At 73.7% G+C, this 21,958-nt stretch carries 24 protein-coding genes and 1 pseudogene; 2 read left to right on the top strand and 23 right to left on the bottom strand.

Annotation, left to right across the window (positions count from 1 at the left end; translation table 11 throughout):
• Nucleotides 1-30: 30 nt before the first annotated feature.
• The 9 genes from JOE63_RS07310 to JOE63_RS07270 form a co-directional block, all read right to left on the bottom strand.
• Nucleotides 31-828 carry a DedA family protein gene (locus JOE63_RS07310; RefSeq protein ID WP_204540222.1) on the bottom strand — a complete coding sequence of 266 codons (798 nt, stop codon included), beginning with the start codon at nucleotides 826-828 and terminating at the stop codon, nucleotides 31-33.
• 255 nt (nucleotides 829-1,083) lie between these two features.
• Nucleotides 1,084-3,642 carry an ATP-dependent helicase HrpB gene (gene hrpB / locus JOE63_RS07305; RefSeq protein WP_204540219.1) on the bottom strand — a complete coding sequence of 853 codons (2,559 nt, stop codon included), beginning with the start codon at nucleotides 3,640-3,642 and terminating at the stop codon, nucleotides 1,084-1,086.
• A gap of 59 nt (nucleotides 3,643-3,701) precedes the next feature.
• A complete protein-coding gene (locus JOE63_RS07300; RefSeq protein WP_307839983.1) occupies nucleotides 3,702-4,337 on the bottom strand; it encodes a peptide deformylase in 636 nt (211 codons plus the stop codon).
• Nucleotides 4,334-5,695, bottom strand: coding sequence for a phosphoglucosamine mutase (gene glmM / locus JOE63_RS07295; RefSeq protein ID WP_087471332.1), 1,362 nt, complete (start codon nucleotides 5,693-5,695; stop codon nucleotides 4,334-4,336). The genes JOE63_RS07300 and glmM overlap by 4 nt, the downstream gene beginning before the upstream one ends.
• 146 nt (nucleotides 5,696-5,841) lie before the next feature.
• A complete protein-coding gene (rpsI, locus tag JOE63_RS07290) occupies nucleotides 5,842-6,330 on the bottom strand; it encodes a 30S ribosomal protein S9 (RefSeq protein ID WP_087471331.1) in 489 nt (162 codons plus the stop codon).
• Between the two features lie 45 nt (nucleotides 6,331-6,375).
• Nucleotides 6,376-6,819, bottom strand: coding sequence for a 50S ribosomal protein L13 (gene rplM / locus JOE63_RS07285; RefSeq protein WP_047234564.1), 444 nt, complete (start codon nucleotides 6,817-6,819; stop codon nucleotides 6,376-6,378).
• 170 nt (nucleotides 6,820-6,989) lie between these two features.
• Entirely contained in the window at nucleotides 6,990-7,934 is a 945-nt protein-coding gene (gene trhO / locus JOE63_RS07280; protein ID WP_087471330.1) for an oxygen-dependent tRNA uridine(34) hydroxylase TrhO, read from the bottom strand.
• 57 nt (nucleotides 7,935-7,991) lie between these two features.
• Nucleotides 7,992-9,686, bottom strand: coding sequence for an ABC-F family ATP-binding cassette domain-containing protein (locus JOE63_RS07275; RefSeq protein WP_087471329.1), 1,695 nt, complete (start codon nucleotides 9,684-9,686; stop codon nucleotides 7,992-7,994).
• A 109-nt stretch (nucleotides 9,687-9,795) separates the two neighbouring features.
• Nucleotides 9,796-10,359: a DUF937 domain-containing protein gene (locus tag JOE63_RS07270; RefSeq protein WP_087471328.1), complete on the bottom strand. Its 564-nt coding sequence runs from the start codon at nucleotides 10,357-10,359 to the stop codon at nucleotides 9,796-9,798.
• A gap of 135 nt (nucleotides 10,360-10,494) precedes the next feature.
• Here JOE63_RS07270 and JOE63_RS07265 point away from each other — a divergent pair, with 135 nt between their 5' ends.
• Complete coding sequence (locus JOE63_RS07265; RefSeq protein WP_087471327.1) at nucleotides 10,495-10,896, top strand: DUF5709 domain-containing protein; 402 nt, start codon at nucleotides 10,495-10,497, stop codon at nucleotides 10,894-10,896.
• Between the two features lie 16 nt (nucleotides 10,897-10,912).
• On the opposite strand, the gene truA is transcribed toward JOE63_RS07265, so the two are convergent.
• Nucleotides 10,913-11,857: a tRNA pseudouridine(38-40) synthase TruA gene (gene truA / locus JOE63_RS07260; RefSeq protein WP_374059001.1), complete on the bottom strand. Its 945-nt coding sequence runs from the start codon at nucleotides 11,855-11,857 to the stop codon at nucleotides 10,913-10,915.
• Nucleotides 11,858-11,919: 62 nt separating this feature from the next.
• Between truA and JOE63_RS07255 the strand changes: the two genes are divergently transcribed.
• Entirely contained in the window at nucleotides 11,920-12,690 is a 771-nt protein-coding gene (locus tag JOE63_RS07255) for an ROK family protein (protein WP_087471326.1), read from the top strand.
• Nucleotides 12,691-12,696: 6 nt separating this feature from the next.
• On the opposite strand, the gene JOE63_RS07250 is transcribed toward JOE63_RS07255, so the two are convergent.
• The 13 genes and pseudogenes from JOE63_RS07250 to rpsE all read right to left on the bottom strand — a co-directional run bounded on the left by JOE63_RS07250 (nucleotide 12,697) and on the right by rpsE (nucleotide 21,954).
• Entirely contained in the window at nucleotides 12,697-13,518 is an 822-nt protein-coding gene (locus JOE63_RS07250; protein WP_307839982.1) for an alpha/beta fold hydrolase, read from the bottom strand.
• 223 nt (nucleotides 13,519-13,741) lie between these two features.
• Nucleotides 13,742-14,306, bottom strand: a pseudogene (gene rplQ / locus JOE63_RS07245) (50S ribosomal protein L17).
• Between the two features lie 74 nt (nucleotides 14,307-14,380).
• Nucleotides 14,381-15,400, bottom strand: a complete 1,020-nt coding sequence (locus tag JOE63_RS07240) for a DNA-directed RNA polymerase subunit alpha (RefSeq protein ID WP_087471324.1) — start codon at nucleotides 15,398-15,400, stop codon at nucleotides 14,381-14,383.
• A gap of 217 nt (nucleotides 15,401-15,617) precedes the next feature.
• Nucleotides 15,618-16,022, bottom strand: a complete 405-nt coding sequence (gene rpsK / locus JOE63_RS07235) for a 30S ribosomal protein S11 (RefSeq protein ID WP_021479759.1) — start codon at nucleotides 16,020-16,022, stop codon at nucleotides 15,618-15,620.
• A gap of 113 nt (nucleotides 16,023-16,135) precedes the next feature.
• On the bottom strand, nucleotides 16,136-16,510 hold the full coding sequence (gene rpsM, locus JOE63_RS07230) for a 30S ribosomal protein S13 (protein ID WP_021479758.1): 375 nt from the start codon (nucleotides 16,508-16,510) through the stop codon (nucleotides 16,136-16,138).
• A 237-nt stretch (nucleotides 16,511-16,747) separates the two neighbouring features.
• Nucleotides 16,748-16,861 carry a 50S ribosomal protein L36 gene (gene rpmJ / locus JOE63_RS07225; RefSeq protein WP_009740505.1) on the bottom strand — a complete coding sequence of 38 codons (114 nt, stop codon included), beginning with the start codon at nucleotides 16,859-16,861 and terminating at the stop codon, nucleotides 16,748-16,750.
• A gap of 94 nt (nucleotides 16,862-16,955) precedes the next feature.
• A complete protein-coding gene (infA, locus tag JOE63_RS07220) occupies nucleotides 16,956-17,177 on the bottom strand; it encodes a translation initiation factor IF-1 (RefSeq protein WP_012867920.1) in 222 nt (73 codons plus the stop codon).
• A gap of 277 nt (nucleotides 17,178-17,454) precedes the next feature.
• Nucleotides 17,455-18,291: a type I methionyl aminopeptidase gene (map, locus tag JOE63_RS07215; protein ID WP_204540216.1), complete on the bottom strand. Its 837-nt coding sequence runs from the start codon at nucleotides 18,289-18,291 to the stop codon at nucleotides 17,455-17,457.
• A gap of 40 nt (nucleotides 18,292-18,331) precedes the next feature.
• Nucleotides 18,332-18,943 (bottom strand): adenylate kinase, encoded by a 612-nt coding sequence (locus tag JOE63_RS07210; RefSeq protein WP_275582771.1) that lies wholly within the window; start codon nucleotides 18,941-18,943, stop codon nucleotides 18,332-18,334.
• Nucleotides 18,940-20,238, bottom strand: a complete 1,299-nt coding sequence (secY, locus tag JOE63_RS07205) for a preprotein translocase subunit SecY (protein WP_204540212.1) — start codon at nucleotides 20,236-20,238, stop codon at nucleotides 18,940-18,942. The genes JOE63_RS07210 and secY overlap by 4 nt, the downstream gene beginning before the upstream one ends.
• Before the next feature lie 308 nt (nucleotides 20,239-20,546).
• Nucleotides 20,547-21,113: a 50S ribosomal protein L15 gene (rplO, locus tag JOE63_RS07200; protein WP_087471321.1), complete on the bottom strand. Its 567-nt coding sequence runs from the start codon at nucleotides 21,111-21,113 to the stop codon at nucleotides 20,547-20,549.
• 2 nt (nucleotides 21,114-21,115) lie between these two features.
• Complete coding sequence (gene rpmD, locus JOE63_RS07195) at nucleotides 21,116-21,298, bottom strand: 50S ribosomal protein L30 (RefSeq protein WP_021480439.1); 183 nt, start codon at nucleotides 21,296-21,298, stop codon at nucleotides 21,116-21,118.
• Complete coding sequence (gene rpsE / locus JOE63_RS07190) at nucleotides 21,298-21,954, bottom strand: 30S ribosomal protein S5 (RefSeq protein WP_021480438.1); 657 nt, start codon at nucleotides 21,952-21,954, stop codon at nucleotides 21,298-21,300. Before rpsE ends, rpmD begins: the two co-directional genes overlap by 1 nt.
• Between the last annotated feature and the right edge of the window lie 4 nt (nucleotides 21,955-21,958).

The raw sequence follows: 21,958 nt of genomic DNA, 5'->3' as shown, positions 1-21,958 counted from the left end.
GCCAGGTCGGCGGCCCCGCGCCCCGCGCCCTCAGGAGGCGCGCGGCGCGGCGCCCGGCCGACCCGACGCCGTCGTCCCCGTCGCCTCGGACGACGGCGCGCCCGTCGCCGGGCCGGCGTCGGACTCGGCGGGGGTGCGCTCCGGGGCGCTCGCCTCGTCCGCGTCCTCCGGCTCCGGGGTCGCCGCGCTCTCGGCCCGAGGCAGCTCGCCCCGGCGGCGCGCGCGCATCATGAGCACGCGGTCGATGGCGAAGCCCGCGGCGATCCCCAGGACGACGCCCACGACCATCGCGAGGAGCGGCTCGTGGCCCAGCCACTGCGCCGCGACGAGCCCGATGAGGACCGAGTACAGCGCCCACGTGACGGCCGCGATCCCGGAGAACGCCATGAAGCGGCGGCGCGGGTAGCCCACGGCGCCGGCCGTCATGTTCACCGCGACGCGGCCGACGGGGATGTAGCGCGCGGCGAGGATGAACGACGCCCCGCGGTGCGCGAGGGCCCGCTCCGCCCACGCGACGGCCGTGCGGCCCCGCGCCGAGCGCAGGAACCGGACACGGTCGGTGCCGATCGCACGACCGATCGAGAACGCGATCTGGTCGCCGGTCCACGCCCCGGCCGCGGCGACCAGGAGCACGAGGAGCAGGTTCGGCTCGCCGGTCGCGTGCGCGGACACGGCGAGCGTGATGACGACGGACTCGCTCGGGATGGGCGGGAAGAACCCGTCGATCGTCGCGAAGCCGAACAGCGCGGGATAGATCCACGCGGACGCCGCGAGGGCGAGAATCCAGGTCTCCAGATTCTCCAGGAAGGTCGACACGGCGTCGGGCAACGGCGTCCTCGTTCGTCGGCTGGCGGGGAGGCCAGGCGGGCGGCGGCGGCAGGTCGGGCGTCCTGCGCCACGACAAGCCTACGGAGCGCGACGACGTCGACCATCAGGGAAACCCCCGGTCCACCCCTGAGGATTCCCGCCCGGCAGCGCCGCGCCCGGTGACGAGTCTTCCGTGCGGGCCGCCGTGGCGCGTCATCCCGACGAACGACTTCCCGCGACCGGCGGGTACGTCGTGAGGACCAGGCCCCCACCGGCTCAGCCGTCGCGGCGGCGCGGTCGCGGCGTGCCGCGCAGCGGCTGGGCGCTGCCAGGGTCCTGCGGCCACGCGTGCTTGGGGTAGCGACCGCGCAGCTCGGCGCGCACTTGCGGGTAGCCCTGCACCCAGAACGAGGCGAGGTCCGCCGTGACCGCGGCCGGGCGGCCCGCCGGGGAGAGCAGGTGCAGCAGCACGGGCACGCGCCCGTCCGCGACGCGCGGCGTGCTCGCCCAGCCGAACGTCTCCTGGAGCCGGACCGCGAGCACGGGCTGGTCCTGCCCGTAGTCCACCGTGACGCGCGACCCGCTCGGGACGTCGAGCCGTTCGGGCGCGAGCGCGTCGAGGCGGGCGGCCTCCGGCCACGGCAGGAGGCGGCGCAACGCACCCGCGAGGTCCGCGCCCTGCCCCGTGCCCCGCCCCCGGGCGACGGCCGGAAGGTCGGGGCCCAGCCAGTCGTCGAGGCGCTCCAGGAGCGCGTCGTCGCCGACGTCGGGCCACGGGGCGCCCAGCGCGCCGTGCAGGAACCGCAGGCGGTCCCGCAGCCGGACCGCGCCGTCGGACCACGGGAGGCCGTCGAGACCGTCGCGGCGCAGCCCGTCGCGCACGGTCGCCACCAGCAGGTCCGCGGGCGGGTCCCGCCACGGCTCGCGCGCGAGCTCGATCGCGCCGAGCGAGGTCACCCGGGCGGCGCGCACGCGCCCGCCCGACCACTCGGTGACGCCGGTCGACCGCAGCTCGGGAGCAGCCGCGGCACGCGCCGTCGCCTCGTCGACCGGCGCGGCGGACCGCACGACGGCGTCCGCCCGGCCCGCCGTGCGGTCCACGTCCGCGACCGCGAGCCACGGCGAGCCCTGCAGCGACGAGCCGGCGGGCAGCCGTGCGCCCGCGCCCGAGACCAGGAGGTACGTCTCGCCGCCCGGCCGCAGGCGGGCCAACCGGTCGGGGTGGGCGAGCGCGACGACGTGCCCGACGGCGGCGTCGTCGGCCGGGCGGCGCCGCGCGGCCGGGCTCGATCCCCCGGCCGCGTCGTCCTCGGCCACGGCGGCGCGCGCCACCCGCTCGAGCCGGTCCCGCTGCGCGGCCCACGCGGCGGAACCCGGACCTCCACGCCGCAGCGCGCGGAGGGCGGCGGGCAGGTCGGCCCCGGGCACCCGCACGTCCTCCGAGAGCAGCGCCACAACCTCCGCGGCGAGCCCCGCGCCCACCTCGGGGACCGCGTCGAGCAGCGCCCGCGCACGCCGCGGGTCGGCGGGGACGGCGGCGATGCGGCGCCCGAGCGGCGTCACCCCGTCCGGCCCCACGGCTCCCAGCCCGTGCAGCACGTCGCGGGCGGCGGCCCAGGCGGCCGGGGGCGGCGGGTCCAGCAGCGCGAGGCCCGCGCCGTCGGGGCTGCCCCAGCACGCGAGCTCGAGCGCGAACCCGGTGAGGTCCGCCGTACGGATCTCGGGCTCCGGGTGCCGCGCGAGGCGCGCGTGGTCGCCCTCGGACCAGCACCGGTACACCGCCCCCGGCCCCTCGCGCCCGGCCCGCCCCGCGCGCTGCTCGGCGCCCGCCCGGCTGACGGCCACCGTGACGAGGCCCGGCAGGCCCCGGCGCACGTCCGTGCGCGGCTCGCGCGCGAGCCCGGCGTCCACGACGACCCGCACGCCCGGGACCGTGAGGGACGACTCCGCGACCGCCGTCGAGACCACGACGCGGCGCCGCTGCCCGGGCTCGAGCGCCCGGTCCTGCTCCCGCGAGGGCAGGCGGCCGTGCAGCGGGCGCACGTCGACGTCCGACAGCCCGCGCGCCAGCAGGCCGGCCACGGTGTCCACCTCGCGTGCGCCGGGGACGAACACGAGGACGTCGCCCGTCCGCTCGCGCAGCGCGCGGTGCGTCGTCGCGACGACGTGGTCGAGCAGCGCGGGCGCGGTCCCGCGGGCGTCCGTGCGCGGACCGCGCCCGGGGCACCAGACGACGTCGACCGGGTGGAGCCCGCCCTCGACCCGCACGACCGGGACCGCGCCTGCGTCCCCGCCGAGCACCCCCGCCGTCCGCCCGGCCTCGACCGTCGCGGACATCGCGACGAGCGCGAGGTCGTCGCGCAGGTTCTCGCGCACGTCCGCCAGGAGCGCGAGCGCGAGGTCGTCCTCCAGATGGCGCTCGTGCACCTCGTCGAGCACGACACCGGCGACGCCCGGCAGCTCGGGGTCGCGCTGGAGCCGACGGACGAGCGTGCCCGTCGTGACGACCTCGACCCGGGTGCGACGTGAGGTCCGCGACTCGCCCCGCACGGTGTAGCCGACGGTGCCGCCGAGGTCCTCGCCGAGCAGGGCCGCGAGCCGCCGCGCGGCCGCCCGGGCCGCGAGCCGCCGGGGCTGTGTCACGACGACGCGCCTCTCCGGGGCGTCTCCCAGCGCGACGGAGAGGGCCGGCGGCACGAGCGTCGTCTTGCCCGTGCCGGGCGGCGCCTGCACGACGACGGCCCCCTCCGCGCGCACGGCGGCGACCACCTCGGGCAGGTGGTGCCCCACCGGCAGGTCGGGCGGCGCGGCGAGGAGTCGGGCGAGCGGGTCCACCCCCGTAGTCTCGCGCGCCGACCCGCCCCGGCCGTGTCGCGCAGGGTGGCGCGGCCCGGTCAGCCGACCTGGCGAGGGACGCCCGGGAGCCGCGCGACCCCCAGCGTGGACGCCAGGGTGCGCAGGTCTGCTTCGTCGACGTAGAGCTCGCCGCGCAGGTGGTCGGTCTCGTGCTGGACGATCCGTGCGGCCCACCCGGTGAGCACGTCGTCGAACGGCACGCCCGCCTCGTCATGCCCGGTGAGGCGCACCGAGCGGGCACGCGTCCGCTCCGCCTGCCAGCCGTGCACCGAGAGACACCCCTCGAAGAACGTCCGGGTCTCGTCGCCGACGGCCTCGTACCGCGGGTTGACGAGCACCCGGAAGGCGAGCGGCGGGCGCTCGCGCTCGTCGTCCGCGTCGGGGGTGCCGGGGTCCTCGACGACGGCGAGCGCGAGGCCGATCCCGACCTGCGGCGCCGCGAGGCCCACGCCGGGCGCCGCGTACATCGTCGCGCGCATCGCGTCGAGGAACCGCGGCAGCACGTCGCCGAGCTGCCCGGCGTACGGTACCGCCGGCGTGCGCAGCACGGGCTGACCCGCCTGCACGATCGGCAGGACGCCGTCGTCGTACTCGTCGAGGAGCGCGACCACGTGCTCGCGCAGCACCTCGTCGACCCCCTGCCGCACGCCCGTCGTCCGCCCCGTGGCGCTCACAGCGCGAGCCGGTCCCGCACGACGCCCGCGAGCCGCGCGGCGACCGCGTCGGCCTGCTGCTGCGTCGCCGCCTCGACCATGACGCGCACGAGCGGCTCGGTGCCCGACGGCCGCAGCAGCACGCGACCCGTCTCGCCGAGGGTCCGCTCCGCGTCCGCGACCGCGGCCTGCAGCTCCTCGTCGCTCGACGCGCGCGCCTTGTCCACGCCGGGCACGTTGAGGAGGGTCTGCGGGAGGCGCTGCACGACGCCCGCCAGGTCGGCGAGCTTCTGCCCCGTGGCCCGCACGCGCGCGGCGAGCTGCAGGGCCGTGAGCACGCCGTCTCCGGTGGTGGCGTAGCGCGACAGCACGATGTGGCCCGACTGCTCGCCCCCGAGCCCGTACCCGTGCGCCCGCATCTCCTCGAGGACGTACCGGTCGCCGACCGCCGTCTGGACGGTCGAGATGCCGGCGTCGCGCATCGCGAGCAGGAGGCCCAGGTTGCTCATGACCGTCACGACGAGCGTGTCGTGCGGGAGCGCGCCCTCCTCCTTGAGCGCGAGCGCGAGGACGCCCATGATCTGGTCCCCGTCGACGACGGTCCCGCCGTGGTCGACCGCGACGCACCGGTCGGCGTCGCCGTCGAACGCGACGCCGAAGTCCGCCTCGGACGCCACGACGACGGCCTGGAGCTGCTCCGGGTGGTTCGACCCGCACGCGGCGTTGATGTTGCGGCCGTCGGGGCTCGCGTTGATGACGACGACGTCGGCGCCGGCCGCGCGCAGCGCCGCGGGACCGACGTCGCTCGCCGCGCCGTTCGCGCAGTCGACCGCGATGCGCAGCCCCGCGAGCGGCTTGTGGTCCTCGTCGGCGCCGATGCTCGCCATGAGGTGCTCGACGTACGCGCCGCCGGCGCGCCCCGAGTCCGGGGAGATCCGGCCGACCGCGCCGTGCGTCGGGCGCTGCCACTCCTGCCCGAGCAGGCTCTCGATCCGGTCCTCGACCGCGTCGTCGAGCTTGACGCCGCCGCGCGCGAGGAACTTGATCCCGTTGTCCTGCATCGGGTTGTGGGAGGCCGAGATCACGACGCCGAAGTCGACGTCCATGGTGCTCGTCAGGTACGCGACGGCCGGCGTCGGCAGCACGCCCACGTCCTTCACGTCGACGCCCGCGCTCGCGAGCCCCGCGATGAGCGCGGCGCCCAGGAACTCGCCCGAGACCCGGGTGTCGCGACCCACGACCGCGCGCGGGCGGTGCCCCTCCTCCTGCCCGCTCGCGAGCACGCGCGCCGCCGCGACGCCGAGGTCGAGGGCGAGCTCGCCCGTCACGTTGCCGTTCGCCAGACCGCGCACCCCGTCGGTGCCGAAAAGCCGTCCCATGGAAAGTCCTTCCTCGACCCGGCCGTACGTCGACCGTACGACCGCCTGCCCTGCCCCGCCCTCGGCGGGCTTGGTCACCGTCCCTCACAAACGACGTCGGCCCCGGTGGACGAGGTCCACCGGGGCCGACGAGCGCACAGCGCGGATCAGCGCTTGGAGTACTGCGGTGCCTTACGGGCCTTCTTGAGACCGGCCTTCTTGCGCTCGACGACGCGGGCGTCGCGAGTGAGGAAGCCGGCCTTCTTCAGCGCGGGGCGGTTGTGCTCGGCGTCGATCGCGTTGAGCGCACGCGCGATGCCGAGGCGGAGCGCACCGGCCTGGCCGGAGGTGCCGCCGCCGCTGATGCGGGCGACGACGTCGAAGCGACCCTCGACGTCGACCAGCTTCAGCGGGGAGTTCACGAGCTGCTGGTGAACCTTGTTCGGGAAGTAGTCCTCGAGCGTGCGCCCGTTGATCTTCCACTGCCCGGTGCCGGGGACGAGGCGCACGCGCGCGACGGCCTCCTTGCGGCGGCCCAGGGCCTGGCCGGGGGCGGTGATGCTCTGGCCGCGGCCCGTGGGGGCAGCAGACTCAGAGGTGTAGGTGCTGGGCGTCTCGTCGCCCAGGGTGTCGGTCTCGACGGTGGTCTCGGCCACGGGTGGTGTCCTCGCGTCTCTCTGTGCGCTACGCCCGGGGGGCGATTACTGCGCGACCTGGGTGATCTCGAACGGCTTCGGCTGCTGCGCGGCGTGCGGGTGCTCGGCACCCGCGTAGACCTTGAGCTTGCCGAACTGGGCGCGACCGAGGGTGGTCTTGGGGAGCATGCCGCGGACGGCCCGCTCCACAGCACGCTCGGGGTGCTTGTCGAGCAGGTCGCCGTAGGCGACGGCACGCAGACCACCCGGGTACCCGGAGTGGTTGTAGGCCATCTTCTGCTCGCGCTTGTTGCCGCTCAGGGCGACCTTGCCGGCGTTGATGACGATGACGAAGTCACCGCCGTCGACGTGCGGAGCGAAGGTCGGCTTGTGCTTGCCGCGCAGCAGGGTGGCCACGTGGGTGGCCAGGCGGCCCAGGACGACGTCGGTCGCGTCGATGACGTACCAGTCGCGCTGGACGTCGCCGGGCTTCGGGGTGTACGTACGCACGGTCGTAGCCTTCGTTTCTGTCTCAGAATGTCTTCTTCGGCCGCTGAAGCGTGCGGCCGAGAGGGCAGGTCGTTGCGCGGCGGGCTCGTTCGACACCCGCTCCTTGGCCGGCAGCGAGTGGGCGCGCTAGCGACACGGGCGTCGTGAGGTGAGCACAACGACTCACCAGACTACCCGCGAGGCAGCCCACCGGTCAAAGCGGCCGGACGGGAGGCGAGGCCGGAGGCTGGACGCTCCGCCACGCACGTCTCGCATCGCGTCGAGCGCGCGACGTGCACGCAGTCCGGGCAGTACAGGCGCAGCGTCCGACAGCTCGGATCGGCGCAGTTCTCGTACTTCGCCGTCGCCGCCCCGCATCCCGTGCACGCGCCGAGCGGGGTCGACCCCGGGCCGAGCTCGACGTGCATGCGCTCGTCGAACACGTACAGCGAGCCGTCCCACAGCCCCTGCGACCCGAACGCCTCGCCGTAGCGCACGACGCCGCCGTCGAGCTGGTACACCTCCTCGAAGCCGCGGGCGGTCAGGAGCGCGGACAGCACCTCGCACCGCACGCCCCCGGTGCAGTACGTGACGACCGGCCGCTGCTTGAGGTCGTCGTAGCGGCCCGAGTCGATCTCGGCGACGACGTCGCGCGTCGTGGCGACGTCCGGGACGACCGCCCCGCGGAAGCGCCCGATCTCCGCCTCGAACGCGTTCCGGCCGTCGAACATCACGACGTCGTCGCCGCGCTCCGCCACGAGGTCGTGCAGGGCCTGGGGGCTCAGCCGGGCCCCGCCTCCCACGACGCCGTGCTCGTCGACCACGACCTCGTCGGGGACGCCGAACGCCACGAGCTCGGGGCGCACCTTCACGGACAGGCGCGGGAAGTCCCGACCCGTGCCGTCGGACCACTTGACGTCGATGTCCGCGAAGCCGGGGTACTGCCGGGTCGTCTTCACGTACTGCTTGAGGTCCTCGACCGTCCCGCCCAGCGTCGCGTTGATCCCGTGCTCCGCGACGATCACGCGCCCCGTGAGGTTCCAGCGCTCCCCCAGCGCCCGCTGCCAGAGCTGCACCGCACGGGGGTCCGGCAACGGCGTGAAGGCGTAGAAGAGCACGATCTTGTGGACGGCCATGCCCACCAGGATAGGGACGCGAGGGGGAGAGCGGGCCGCGCTCCCCCGCACGCGGGGCTACCGCGCCCGCTGCACCCGATCGACGTCCCAGACCGGCTCCGGAGCCTCGACGACCTCCCCGTCCTCGCGGAACACGAGATACCGGTCGAACCCGCGCGCGAACCACCGGTCGTGCGTCACCGCGAGCACGGTGCCCTCGAACGCGGCGAGGCCGGTCTCGAGCGCCTCCGCCGAGTGCAGGTCGAGGTTGTCCGTCGGCTCGTCGAGCAGGAGCAGGGTCGCGCCGTCGAGCTCGAGCAGGAGGATCTGGAACCGCGCCTGCTGCCCGCCCGAGAGCGTCTCGAAGCGCTGCTCCGCCTGGCCGACCAGCTCGTACCGGTCGAGCGCGCGGCTCGCGCCCTCGCGTCCCATCCCGGCCCGATGCCCGTCTCCCCGGTGGAGGATCTCCAGGAGGGTGCGCCCACGCAGCTCCGGGTGGTCGTGGTTCTGCGCGAACCAGCCCGGCCGGACCCGGGAGCCGAGCACCGCGCGACCCGTGTGCGCCACGGGGTCGGGCCGGACCCCGTCGGACGTCGCGGCGTCGGGCACCACCCCGGGCTCGGGGTCGCTCCCGCCGGCGGCGAGGAGCCGCAGGAAGTGCGACTTGCCCGACCCGTTGGAGCCCAGCACCGCGACGCGCTCCCCGAAGAACACCTCGAGGTCGAACGGCCGCATGAGCCCGGTCAGCTCGAGCGCCTGGCACGTCACGGCACGCTTCGCGGTGCGACCGCCCGCGAGCCGCACGGTGACGCGCTGCTCGCGCGCGAGCACCTCGGGACGCCCCGCCTCCTCGAACTTCCGCAGGCGCGTGCGCGCGGCCTGGTACCGGCTCGCGAGCCCGTCGTTGAAGGCCGCCTTCGTCTTGAGGGTGAGCACCAGCTCGCGGAGCTTCGCGTGCTCCTCGTCCCACCGCCGCGCGAGCTCGGCCAGGCGCTCGCGCCGGTCGGCGCGCGCCTGCGCGTAGGTCGCGAACCCGCCGCCGTGCACCCAGACGGTCCCGCCGCCCGGCGTCGGCTCGAGCGTCGCGACCTGCGTCGCCGTGCGGGACAGCAGCTCGCGGTCGTGCGAGACGTAGAGGACCGTCTTGGGCGACGCGACGAGCCGCTCCTCGAGCCAGCGCTTCGTCGGCACGTCGAGGTGGTTGTCCGGCTCGTCGAGCAGCAGGACCTCCTCGGGCCCGCGGAGCAGCGCCGTGAGCGCCAGACGCTTCTGCTCACCGCCGGACAGCGTGCGCACGTCGCGCCACTGCGCCTTCTCGAACGGGACGGACAAGACCTCGTCGGTCACCTCGTCCCACGCCGTCTCGGCGTCGTAGCCCCCGACGTCGGCCCAGTCGACGAGCGCCTGCGCGTACCGGAGCTGGGCGGGCTCGTCGTCGACCAGCATGATGTCGTGCTCGGCCGCGGCGAGCTCGACCGCCGCGTCCCGCACCGCGGCGGGCGCGAGCTCCACGAGCAGGTCGCGCACGGTGCGGTCGTCGTCGATGCGCCCCACGTCCTGCCGCATGACCCCGAGGCCGCCGCTGCGCACGACCGCCCCGCCGTGCGGCGCGACGTCGCCCGTCACGATGCGCAGGAGCGTCGACTTGCCGACGCCGTTCGGTCCCACGAGGGCGACCCGCGCGCCGTCCGCGACGCGCAGGCTCACGCCGTCCAGGAGCGTGCGGCCGTCGGGCAGGTGATACGTGACGTCGCTGAGGTCGAGGTGTCCCACAGGGACATGGTCCCCCGGGCGGGCCTGCCGGGTCACGCGGATTCCGCGCGACCCCGTCCCTTCGGTGCGGGCGCGCCCCCGGCCGGGACAGCCGCCATCGGCCCCGGGTTCAGCGCCGGCCGCCCCCGAGGAGACCACCGAGTCCGCCCAGCAGGTCCCCGAGGCCACCCCCGGACCCGCCCGAGCCGCCGCCCAGCAGACCGCCGAGCAGGTCGCCCAGGCCGCCGCCGCCCGCGCTCTCCGGGGCCGCCGAGGACGAGCCCGCGCCGGCGTCCTTGCCGCCGAGCTGCTTCGCGAGGAACGCAAGCGCGATCGGCGCGAGCGCGGGCAGGACCTTCGAGAGCAGGCCCTGCTGCGTGCCCGTCGAGTCGGCGAGCTGCGCGACGACGGCCTCCTCGTTCGACCCGAAGACGTGGCGGACGATCTTCTCGCCGTCGGCCGTGTCCACGTCGTCGAGGTTCACCCCGCCCTCCACGAGCGACGGGTCGTGCTGCGTGAGCGCCTTGCCGAGCGACGCCGCGCCGGCCGGGTCCTGCGCGTTGGCCTGGAGCCCACCGAGCAGCGCAGGGAGCGCCGCGCCCACGGCCTGCTGCGCCGTCGCCTCGTCGACGCCGAGCCGACCGGCGAGCTGGTCGAGCGGGATGGTGGACAGGATGTCGTCGACGCCGGCCATGATGGTCCTCGGTTCTCGGGCTCGTTCGCGGGCGGCCGCGACGCGCGGCCCGTCCCACGGTATCGCCGGCGGCGCGTCGGTGCAGGTCCGGGTGCAGATGCTGCGCCCGACCGCACGAGGTGCCACTGTGGACGCATGAGCGAAGACACCACCGGCACCAGCCCGGACCCGGAGACCGGCGCCGAGGGCGACAACGACCAGCTCCAGGCCGAGGACACGCTGCTCGACCGCGGCGTCGACGACGTGCTCGACGAGGGCTACTCCCCGCCCGACCGCCCCCGGAAGAACCACTACGGCGAGACGCCGTGGGAAGAGGTGCACGGCGAGACGCTCGACCAGCGCCTGGCCGAGGAGGAGCCGGAGGACTGGGACCGCGACCCGCTCGACCGGCCGGACCAGACCCGCTCGGGCCGCCTCGTCGCGGACCCGGACGCGCTCGACGGGCGCCAGAACGACACCTACGCCGACGACGAGGGCATCTCCGGGGGCGCCGCGGGCGCCGAGGAGGCGGCCGTGCACGTCGTCGAGGAGCCCTGAGAGGGCCGCCGCACGGTCAGGAGGCGCCGCCGTCCCAGACGTCCTCCTCGTTGCGCACCGCACGGATCCGTTCGGCGCGCTCGGCGAGCTCGTCGTCCGGCGGGTACGTGACCCCCTCGAGCACCAGCCCGTGGGCGGGCACGACGCCGGCCCCCGCGTCCCGCCGTCGGCTCGCGAGGAGCTGCGCGGGCCAGGCGACGTCGCGCCGCCCCTCCCCCACCGCGAGCGACGCGCCGACGAGCGCGCGCACCATGTTGTGGCAGAACGCGTCCGCGCGGACGTGCGCCACGACGAGGCCGGCGTCGGGCCCGTCGACGGGCCGCGACCACGACAGGCGCTGGAGCTCGCGGATCGTCGTCGCCCCGGGGCGCGGCTTGCAGAACGCCGCGAAGTCGCGCACCCCGAGGAGCGGCCGGACCGCGGAGTCCATCGCGGCGACGTCGAGCGGGCGGCGGTTCCACAGGACCCACCCGCGCCGCAGCGGGTCGCGCTGCGCCGGGTCGTCCGCCACCCGGTAGGTGTACGCGCGGTGCAGGGCCGAGAAGCGGGCGTCGAACCCGGCCGCGGCCGGAGCCGCGCGGTGCACGACGACGTCGCCCGGCAGCACCCCGCCGAGCCGCGCGACGAGCGCGTCCCCGGGCGTCCGGTCGGAGCGCCCGGGCAGCGCCTCCCACTGGTCTCGCGTGAGGTCGACGTGCGCGACCTGCCCGCGTGCGTGCACGCCCGCGTCCGTACGTCCCGCGACGGTCAGGCGCGGCGCCGGACCGCGCAGGAGCGTCGCGAGCCCGTCCTCGATCGCGCCCTGGACGGTCCGCAGACCCGGCTGGCGGGCCCAGCCGGCGAAGTCCGTCCCCTGGTAGGCGAGGTCGAGGCGGACCCGCACGGCGCCGTCGGGCAGCTCGGGCCGCGCGGCGGAGGCGAGGTCGTCGGAGGGTGCGTCGGGGGCCGGGGCGTCGCTCACGGGAGTTCACGGTAGTCGCCCGGCCGTGCGGTGCGCGCTCCGTCGTGCCTACGCTGCCGCCCATGACCGGCGACCGCGCAGACGTCCGCACCCTCGCCGTGGACTGCGGCGGCGGCGGGATCAAGGCGAACGTGCTCGACGCGTCGGGCACCGCGCACGCCGCCGCCGTCCGCGTGCCGACGCCCTACCCGCTGCCCCCCGAGCTGCTCGTCGAGACGATCGCGGAGATCGCGTCCACGCTGCCCCCCGCCGACCGGGCCACCGTCGGCATGCCCGGCATGGTCCGGCGCGGGGTCGTCGTGCACACCCCGCACTACGTGACCCGCAACGGCCCTCGCTCGCGGGTGGACCCGGCCCTCGTCGAGGCGTGGACGAGCTTCGACGTCCAGGCGGCCGTCGCCCAGCGGCTCGGCGTGCCCGCGCTCGTGCTCAACGACGCCGAGGTGCACGGCGCGGGCGTCGTGGCGGCGTCCGGGCTCGAGCTCGTGCTGACGCTCGGGACCGGGCTGGGCTCGGCGCTCTTCCACGGCGGGCGGCTCGCGCCGCACCTCGAGTGGTCGCGCGCACCCGTGCGCCGGGGAACCACCTACGACGAGTACGTCGGCGAGCCCGAGCGGCGCCGGCTCGGCAACGGGCTGTGGTCGCGGCGCGTGCTCGCGGTCGTCGAGGGCCTGCGACCCGTCTTCTGGTGGGACCGGCTGTACCTGGGCGGCGGGAACTCGCGGCAGATCACCCCGAGCGTCCTCGACCGCCTCGGCGACGACGTCGTGGTCGTGCCCAACTCCGCGGCGCTCGTCGGCGGGGCGCGCGCCTGGGACCTGCCGCCGGCCTGAGGGCGCTCAGCGGCCGAGCACGTGGCCCTCGCGCGTCGCGGCCGCGGGACGCGCGTCGACGGCGTCCGCGGCCCTCGCGCAGGCCCCGGCGACCGTGCGGTGGGCGTCGAGCAGGACGCGGTTGAACGCGACCGGCGCGTCGAGGCTCACGAGGTGCCGGGCGCCCGGGATCACCACGAGCCGCGCGGGCGCTCCCCCGCGCCGTGCCGCCTCGACGAACCCGCGCTCCCCGAACCGGAAGTGGTCCCATCGGCCGTTGACCAGCCACACGGGCGAGTCCGTGACGGCGAGGGCCGCCACGGGATCGACCCCCTCGACCTCGCGCAGGATCGCGCTCATCACGTCGAGCGCGTACCCGCCGGCGCCGAGGTCGGCCGCTCCCTGGGGCGTGAGCGCCCGGTCGACGAGCGCCTGGTTCAGTCCCGCTCCCCCGTCCGGGAGCCGCTCGATGCCGCGGGCGACGAGGAGCCAGCCCCCGCGCAGGCGCGTGGCGGGCGGCGTCGAGCAGGCGGCGGCCACGAGGCCGACGACGCGCTCCGGGTGCCGCGCGCGGGCCTCGATCGCGACGTAGCCGCCGAGCGACAGGCCGACGACGAGCGCGCGCCCACCCACGTCGTCGATCCCGGCGGCGACGGCCTCCACGGCACCGTCCAGGGTGAACGCCTCACCCCGCCGCGCCCCGTGCCCCGGCAGGTCCACGGCCGCCGCGTCGACCCCGGCGCGACGCAGCGCCGCGAGCTGGTCGCGCCACATCGACCGCGACGTCCGCGAGCCGTGCACGAGGACGACCGGCGGCCACGCCGTCCGCAGGGGGTCGTCACTCGTCACGTCTCGACCGTAGGCCCTCCCCGACCGGAGATCGACCCGTACGCCACGAGTTCGACCCTCGGAAGGTCGATCTCGGACATACGGGTCGATCTCGCGCGGCCACCCTGACGCCCGGACGTACCGGCGCCGTCGGCACGGCAGAACGCCGCAGGGCCCGAGACCAACCGGTCCCGGGCCCTGCGGTGTGGGGTCGCGGAGGACCCCGAGAGACGATCGAGGAGGCTCAGGCCTCCTTCTTCTCCTCGGCGGCGTCCTCGACGGGCGCGTCCTGGACGTCCTCGACGGGAGCGTCCTCGACGGCGGCGGGGGGCGTCCTCGACGGGCGCGTCCTCGACCTTGTCGGCCTTCTTGGCCGGCTTGTCCGCCTTCTTCTTGCTCGCCTTCTCCGCGGCCTTCTCCGCCTCGCGGACGACGGCCTGCTTGGGGCTGACGGGCTCGGTCACGAGCTCGATCACCGCGAGGGGCGCGTTGTCGCCCTTGCGCGTGCCGACCTTCGTGATGCGGGTGTAGCCACCCTCACGCTCCGCCATCTGCGGGGCGATCTCGGTGAACAGCGTGTGCACCACGGACTTGTCGCGCACGACGCGCAGGACGCGACGACGCGCGTGCAGGTCGCCGCGCTTCGCGAACGTGATGAGGCGCTCGGCCACGGGACGCAGGCGCTTCGCCTTGGTCTCGGTGGTCGTGATGCGGCCGTGCTCGAAGAGCTGGGTGGACAGGTTCGCGAGCATCAGGCGCTCGTGAGCCGGTCCGCTGCCGAGCCGGTGGCCCTTGGCGGGGGTAGGCATGGGATGTGCTCCTTGGGAAGTTTTCGCGCCGCAGGTGCGGACCCGGACGCGCTGAGGTGTCTAGAGCCGCAGGCTCAGTACTGCTGCTCGGTGTCCGAGAACGTCGCCTCGTCGTCGTCGCCGTCGTAGTACGCGGCGGCCGACGGGTCGAAGTCGAGCGGCGAGTCCTTGAGGGACAGACCGAGCTCGGCGAGCTTCTCCTTCACCTCGTTGATGGACTTCGCACCGAAGTTACGGATGTCGAGCAGGTCCGCCTCGCTGCGTGCGACGAGCTCGCCCACCTGGTGGATGCCCTCGCGCTTGAGGCAGTTGTACGACCGGATCGTGAGGTTGAGCTCCTCGATCGGCAGCGCCAGGTCCGCGGCGAGAGCCGCGTCCGTCGGCGACGGGCCGATCTCGATGCCCTCGGCCTCGACGTTGAGCTCACGGGCCAGGCCGAAGAGCTCCACCAGCGTCTTGCCCGCCGACGCGAGCGCGTCGCGCGGCGAGATCGCCGGCTTCGACTCGACGTCCACGACCAGCTTGTCGAAGTCCGTGCGCTGCTCGACACGCGTCGCCTCGACCTTGTAGGTCACCTTGAGGACCGGCGAGTAGATCGAATCGACCGGGATGCGCCCGATCTCGGCGTCGAACGACTTGTTCTGCGAGGCCGAGACGTACCCACGGCCACGCTCGACGGTGAGCTCGATCTCGAGCTTGCCCTTGTCGTTGAGCGTGGCGATGTGCAGCTCGGGGTTGTGGACCTCCACACCCGCGGGCGGGACGATGTCCGCCGCGGTGACCGCACCAGCGCCCTGCTTGCGCAGGTACATCACGACGGGCTCGTCGTTCTCCGAGGAGACGACGAGGTTCTTGATGTTGAGGATGACCTCGGTGACGTCCTCCTTCACACCCGGCACGGTGGTGAACTCGTGGAGCACACCGTCGATGCGGATGGAGGTGACCGCCGCGCCCGGGATGGACGACAGCAGCGTGCGACGCAGCGAGTTGCCGAGCGTGTAGCCGAAGCCCGGCTCCAGCGGCTCGATGGAGAAGCGCGAACGGTTCTCCGAGATGACCTCTTCGGTCAAGGTGGGGCGCTGTGCGATCAGCACTGGTGGTTTCCTTTCGGTGAGCGTCCGCCATATGACGCTGCACGGTTCAAGGCGAGGTGCGCGCCTGCGGCACGCGGCCCCGGCCGGGACTCTGTCCACCCGGCCGGGAAGGGGGCGTCGGCCCCGTCAGGAGGCGGCTGCCCCGTGACGGGTGCCGTCGACGGGCTCGGCCGGTCGGAGACCGGGCGGACCGTCGACGGCACGCCGACGACGAGGGTCAGACGCGACGACGCTTGGGCGGGCGGCACCCGTTGTGCGCCTGCGGCGTGACGTCCTGGATCGAGCCGACCTCGAGGCCGGCCGACTGCAGCGAGCGGATCGCGGTCTCGCGACCCGAGCCCGGGCCCTTGACGAAGACGTCGACCTTCTTCATGCCGTGCTCCTGCGCCTTGCGGGCAGCGGCCTCGGCCGCGAGGCCGGCGGCGAAGGGGGTCGACTTGCGCGAGCCCTTGAAGCCGACGTCGCCGCCGGAGGCCCACGCGATCACGGCGCCCGACGGGTCCGTGATCGACACGATCGTGTTGTTGAACGTGCTCTTGATGTGCGCCTGGCCGGCGGGGACGTTCTTCTTGTCCTTGCGACGAGGCTTGCGCCCAGCGGCGGCGCGAGTCTTGGGAGGCATCTTTCGTTTCTCTCCTGGTCTGAGGTGGTCTGACCGCGGGGATCTCCGACCGGGACGACGTGGACCGTGCGGTCGACGTCAGCACCCGAGCGGGGCCCGCCCTGCGGACTGGCTCAGCGGGCCTTCTTCTTGCCGGCCACGGTGCGCTTGGGTCCCTTGCGCGTACGCGCGTTGGTCTTGGTGCGCTGGCCGCGCACAGGAAGGCCGCGGCGGTGACGCAGGCCCTGGTAGGTGCCGATCTCGACCTTGCGGCGGATGTCGGCGGCCACCTCACGACGGAGGTCACCCTCGAGCTTGTAGTTGCCCTCGAGGTAGTCGCGGAGCGCGACGAGCTCGGCGTCGCCGAGATCCTTCACGCGCGCGTCCGGGCTGATGCCGGTCGCGGCCAGCGTCTGCTGGGCGCGGGTACGGCCGACGCCGTAGATGTAGGTGAGCGCGACCTCGAGCCGCTTGTCGCGGGGGAGGTCGACGCCGATGAGACGTGCCATGTGCCTTTCGGCTCCTCGTGCTTCGTCGGAGGTCTGTCGCACTGCCCTCCCACGGGGAGCTCCGTGGGCCCCGGCCTCCGAGCCGGGGGTTCGCCTGCCCGTGGCGTTCTCCTCCCGGACTCGCGTCCGGGGTGCCGAGCAGGTTCGTGGTGGTGCGCTGGTGGCCGGCCGTCGACATGACGAGCGACCTGGTGACTGCGGTCCCGAGGGACCGTCACCCGTGGCGCAGGCGCGGGCTCAGCCCTGGCGCTGCTTGTGCCGCAGGTTCTCGCAGATCACCATGACGCGACCGTGCCGGCGGATCACCTTGCACTTGTCGCAGATCTTCTTGACGCTGGGCTTGACCTTCATCTTCGTTCCCTCAGTGGTGCCCCGCTCCGGGCGCGACCGACGAGCGGTCCGGGGTCCGGGTGGTGAGGCGGGTGAGTGGGTGGACGCGTGGCGACTACTTGTAGCGGTAGACGATCCGGCCGCGGGACAGGTCGTACGGGCTCAGCTCGACCACGACCCGGTCCTCGGGGAGGATCCGGATGTAGTGCTGGCGCATCTTGCCCGAGATGTGCGCGAGAACCTTGTGACCGTTGGCCAGCTCCACGCGGAACATCGCGTTCGGCAGGGCCTCGACCACGCTGCCCTCGATCTCGATGACACCGTCCTTCTTTGCCATGTCCTCCGCTAACTCTCGTCTGAACTGCTGGTACTCCCGCGCACGCCCGACCCGAGGCCGTCCGTTCGTGGGAGGTGCGTGGAGCCGCGTGCGGGGTCGGTCGCCCGGGTCCCGAGGGACGGGGGCCGGTTGAACGACGTGCACGGACTACACCCGACGGACCATCCTACGGCATCCGACAAGAGTCGCGAAACCGTGGCGTGCCTCGGGAGTCGTGCGACGCGTCACTCCCCCGCCGCACGCGAGGCTGTACCGGCGCGGCTGGCGGGACGCGAGGTCAGACCGCGAGGGGCGCGACGCGGACGCCGAGCTCCGCAAGCTCGGCCGCTCCGCCGTCGGGTGCGGTGAGGACCCAGATCCCCTCGTCGAGGATCGCGACGCTGTGCTCCCAGTGCGCCGCACGGGCACCGTCGTCGGTCACGACCGTCCAGTCGTCCTCGCAGACCTCGGTGAAGCGGTCGCCGAGCGTCAGCATCGGCTCGATCGCGAGGCACATGCCTGGGCGCAGCCGCGGACCCTTCTCGCGCGTCCGGTAGTTCGGGACGTCCGGCGGCTGGTGCATCGCGGAGCCGATCCCGTGCCCCACGTACTCCTCGACGATCCCGTAGGAGACACCGTCGGACTCACCCGAGATCCGGACCGAGTCCTCGATGGCGGCGCCCACCTCACCGAGCCGCTCGCTCGTCGCGAGCGCGGCGATGCCCGCCCACATCGCCCGGCGCGTCGCCTCCACGAGCGCCGCGTCCTGCGGCTCGCCCTCGCCGAGGACGAACGAGACCGCCGAGTCTCCGTGCCAGCCGTCGACGATCGCCCCGCAGTCGACGGAGACGATGTCGCCCGGGCGCAGCTCGCGCTGGCCCGGGATGCCGTGCACGACCTCGTCGTTCACCGACACGCAGAGCGACGCCGGGTAGCCCTCGTAGCCGAGGAACGACGGCGTCGCACCGGCGTCCGCGATCACCGCGGCGGCGAGCGCGTCCAGGTCTGCCGTCGTCATGCCCGGACGGACCGTCTCACGGACCGTCTCGAGCGCCCGCGCGACCACCAGGCCGGCGCTCCGCATGGACCGGACCTGGTCGTGCGTCTTGTACTCGATGCGCTCGCGACCGAACACCCTGCTGCTCCCCAGAACCCTACGGACGAACTGCCGGTGCTCAGCCGACGAGCGCGGTCAGCGCCGAGACGATGCGTCCGGTGATCTCGTCGACGTCGCCGATGCCGTCGACGCGGACGAGCAGGCCGCGCTCCTCGTAGGCGGACGTGAGCGGCGCCGTCTGCTCGGCGTAGATGTCGAGGCGGCGCGCGATGGCCTCCTCGGTGTCGTCCTCGCGGCCCTCGATCTCCGCACGCTTCGCCAGGCGCGCGAGGAGCTCGTCACGGTCCGCCGTGAGCTCCACGACGCCGTCCAGGGCGACGCCCAGGTCCGCGAGGATCGTGTCGAGCTCGACGACCTGGGCCGCGTTGCGCGGGTAGCCGTCGAGGATGAACCCCTGCGCCGCGTCCTCCTGGGCGAGGCGGTCGCGCACCATCGCGTTCGTCACCGAGTCGGGGACCAGGTCGCCCTTCGCGGTGTACTCCTGCGCGAGCCGGCCGAGCTCCGTGCCGCCCTTGATGTTCGCCCGGAAGATGTCTCCGGTCGAGATCGCGGGGATGGCGAGCTGCTCGGCGAGCCGGGCGGCCTGGGTCCCCTTGCCTGCGCCCTGCGGGCCCATGATGACGAGGCGCGCGGGACGCGAGGCGGACTGGCCGTCGGTGGCGTTGCTCAACGGAGGAACCCTTCGTAGTGGCGCTGCTGCAGCTGGGAGTTGATCTGCTTGACCGTCTCCAGGCCGACGCCGACGACGATGATGATCGAGGAGCCACCGAACGGGATGTTCGTGCTCACGCCGAGCCCGATGAGGACCAGCGTCGGCAGCAGGGCGACGAGCGCGAGGTAGATGGAGCCCGCGGACGTGATGCGGGTGATGACGTAGTCGAGGTACTCGGCGGTCGGCCGGCCGGCACGGATGCCGGGGATGAAGCCGCCGTACTTCTTCATGTTGTCCGCGACCTCGTCCGGGTTGAACGTGATCGACGTGTAGAAGAAGCAGAAGAACAGGATCATCAGCACGTACAGCACGATGTGCAGCGGCGCGGCCGGGTCGGCGAGGTTCGTGCTGACCCAGATGACCCAGTCGGCGCTCTGGTCGCCGAACTGCGCGATGAGGCCCGGGACGGCGAGCAGCGACGCCGCGAAGATCACCGGGATGACGCCGGCCATGTTGATCTTGATCGGGATGTAGGTGCTCGACCCGCCGTACATGCGGCGCCCGACCATGCGCTTGGCGTACTGGACCGGCACGCGACGCTGGGACTGCTCGACGAACACGACGAGGCCGATGACAACCACGATGACCGCGATCATGATGATGAAGTTCGTCGCGCCGTTCGCGCCGCCGGCGATCGACCACAGTGCGGTCGGGAAGCTCGCGGCGATCGACGTGAAGATGAGGAGCGACATGCCGTTGCCGACGCCGCGCTCGGTGATGAGCTCGCCGAGCCACATGATGAGGCCGGTGCCCGCGGTCATGGTGATGACCATGAGCGCCATCGTCACGAAGCTGCCGTCGGGGATGACGTCCACGGAGCAGCCCTGGAAGAGCAGGCCGTTGCGCGCCGTCGTGATGACGGTCGTCGACTGGAGGATGGCGAGCGCGATCGTCAGGTAGCGCGTGTACTGCGTCAGCTTCGACTGGCCCGACTGCCCCTCCTTGTGGAGCGCCTCGAAGCGAGGGATCACGACGCGCAGCAGCTGGACGATGATGCTCGCGGTGATGTACGGCATGATGCCGAGCGCGAAGATCGACAGCTGGAGCAGTGCGCCACCGCTGAAGAGGTTGACGAGGCCGAGCAGGTCGTTGCCGTCGGCGGTCTCCTGGATGCACTGCTGCACGTTGGGGTAGTCCACACCCGGCGTGGGGATGAACGACCCCACCCGGAAGATCGCCATGATCGCGATCGTGAACAGCAGCTTGCGCCGCAGGTCGGGCGTCCGGAAAGCCCGGGCGAATGCGCTGAGCACCTATCCTCCTGGCCCGCCGAGGCGGGATGTCGTGTCGCCGGGAGGCCCGGCGAGGTGTGACGCACGGCACGGGCGCCAAGAGGCACCCTAGCCGTAGCGCCGCGTCGAACGGCAAGTCGGTCCCGACGACCGGACGGACCGACCGTGGACCTGAGAGTGACGGCGGTCACCCCGGGGTGCGGGGAGACAACCGTCGGAGAGTCTAACCGTGGCGCGCTGCCGGACGGACCACGGGTCGTGCAGGAAGACGTTCCCAGACGCGGACAGGGCCGACGGCGCGTGTGCGCCACCGGCCCTGTCCAGGGGTGTCAGTCCTCCGAGACCGAGCCGCCGGCCGCGAGGATCTTCTCGCGAGCCGCGCCCGAGAGGGCGTCGACCGCGACCTCGAGCTTGACGGTGATCTCGCCCGTGCCCAGCACCTTCACGAGCTGGCCCTTGCGGACCGCGCCCTTCGCGACGAGGTCCTCGACGGTGACCTGGCCACCCTCGGGGTACAGCGCCGCGAGCTTGTCCAGGTTCACGACCTGGTACTCGGTGCGGAACGGGTTCTTGAAGCCGCGCAGCTTCGGGAGGCGCATGTGCAGAGGCATCTGCCCGCCCTCGAAGCGCTCGGGAACCTGGTAACGAGCCTTCGTACCCTTGGTACCGCGGCCCGCCGTCTTACCCTTCGACGCCTCACCACGACCCACGCGGGTCTTGGCCTTCTTGGCGCCGGGAGCCGGACGCAGGTGGTGGATCTTGAGCGTGCCGCCGGCACCCTCGGTCTGCTTGCCCGACTGCTTCGCAGCAGTAGCGGTCTCCGCCTTCGCGGGGGCCTTCGCAGCAGCCTTCTTCTTCGGAGCCTCGGCGGTCTCCTTGGTGGCCTTCTCAGCCATGGTCACTCGACCTCCTCAACGGTGACGAGGTGCGCCACCGTCGCGACCATGCCGCGGATCTCCGGGCGGTCCTCCTTCACGGCGGTGTCGCCGATCCGCTTGAGGCCCAGAGTGCGCAGCGTGTCGCGCTGGTTCTGCTTGCCGCCGATGGCGGACTTCGTCTGGGTCACCTTGAGCCTGGCCATCAGGCGTTCACCCCCGCAGCACGGGCACGCAGGAGCGCGGCCGGAGCCACGTCCTCGAGCGGGAGACCACGGCGCGCGGCGACAGCCTCAGGCTGCTCCAGGTTGCGCAGGGCCTCGACGGTCGCGTGCACGATGTTGATCGCGTTGGACGAGCCGAGCGACTTGCTCAGCACGTCGTGGATGCCCGCGCACTCCAGCACGGCGCGCACCGGACCACCGGCGATCACACCGGTACCGGGAGCGGCCGGACGGAGGAACACGACGCCGGCGGCGGCCTCACCCTGGATGGGGTGCGGGATGGTGCCCTGGATGCGCGGGACCTTGAAGAAGTTCTTCTTGGCCTCCTCGACACCCTTGGCGATCGCCGCAGGCACCTCCTTCGCCTTGCCGTAGCCAACGCCGACGGTGCCGTCGCCGTCGCCCACCACGACCAGCGCGGTGAAGCTGAAGCGGCGGCCGCCCTTGACGACCTTGGAGACGCGGTTGATGGTGACGACGCGCTCGACGAAGGCGTTCTTCTCGGCTGCGTCGCCACGGCGACCGTCGCGACGGTCACCACGACGGTCGTCGCGGCGCCCCCCGCGCGCGTTCTGGTCGCTCGACTCGTTGGCGGCACCCGTGGGGGCGCCGGTGTTGCTGCGCTGCCCTGCAGCCATCAGA

Origin of the sequence: Cellulosimicrobium cellulans (genome assembly GCF_016907755.1) — a bacterium.
Classification (GTDB): domain Bacteria; phylum Actinomycetota; class Actinomycetes; order Actinomycetales; family Cellulomonadaceae; genus Cellulosimicrobium; species Cellulosimicrobium cellulans_D.
Note: the sequence above shows the minus strand (reverse complement) of the source record. Positions and strands in the feature narration are given on the sequence as shown.

What these genes read in the sequence shown, in the direction of transcription:
- rpsK (WP_021479759.1), bottom strand. Translation starts at nt 16,022, where the DNA reads ATGCCTCCCAAGACTCGCGCCGCCGCTGGGCGCAAGCCTCGTCGCAAG.
- rpmJ (WP_009740505.1), bottom strand. Translation starts at nt 16,861, where the DNA reads ATGAAGGTCAAGCCCAGCGTCAAGAAGATCTGCGACAAGTGCAAGGTG.
- glmM (WP_087471332.1), bottom strand. Translation starts at nt 5,695, where the DNA reads ATGGGACGGCTTTTCGGCACCGACGGGGTGCGCGGTCTGGCGAACGGC.
- rpmD (WP_021480439.1), bottom strand. Translation starts at nt 21,298, where the DNA reads ATGGCCAGGCTCAAGGTGACCCAGACGAAGTCCGCCATCGGCGGCAAG.
- JOE63_RS07255 (WP_087471326.1), top strand. Translation starts at nt 11,920, where the DNA reads ATGACCGGCGACCGCGCAGACGTCCGCACCCTCGCCGTGGACTGCGGC.
- JOE63_RS07270 (WP_087471328.1), bottom strand. Translation starts at nt 10,359, where the DNA reads ATGGCCGGCGTCGACGACATCCTGTCCACCATCCCGCTCGACCAGCTC.
- JOE63_RS07265 (WP_087471327.1), top strand. Translation starts at nt 10,495, where the DNA reads ATGAGCGAAGACACCACCGGCACCAGCCCGGACCCGGAGACCGGCGCC.
- rplO (WP_087471321.1), bottom strand. Translation starts at nt 21,113, where the DNA reads ATGGCTGAGAAGGCCACCAAGGAGACCGCCGAGGCTCCGAAGAAGAAG.
- rpsM (WP_021479758.1), bottom strand. Translation starts at nt 16,510, where the DNA reads ATGGCACGTCTCATCGGCGTCGACCTCCCCCGCGACAAGCGGCTCGAG.
- rpsE (WP_021480438.1), bottom strand. Translation starts at nt 21,954, where the DNA reads ATGGCTGCAGGGCAGCGCAGCAACACCGGCGCCCCCACGGGTGCCGCC.
- infA (WP_012867920.1), bottom strand. Translation starts at nt 17,177, where the DNA reads ATGGCAAAGAAGGACGGTGTCATCGAGATCGAGGGCAGCGTGGTCGAG.
- trhO (WP_087471330.1), bottom strand. Translation starts at nt 7,934, where the DNA reads ATGGCCGTCCACAAGATCGTGCTCTTCTACGCCTTCACGCCGTTGCCG.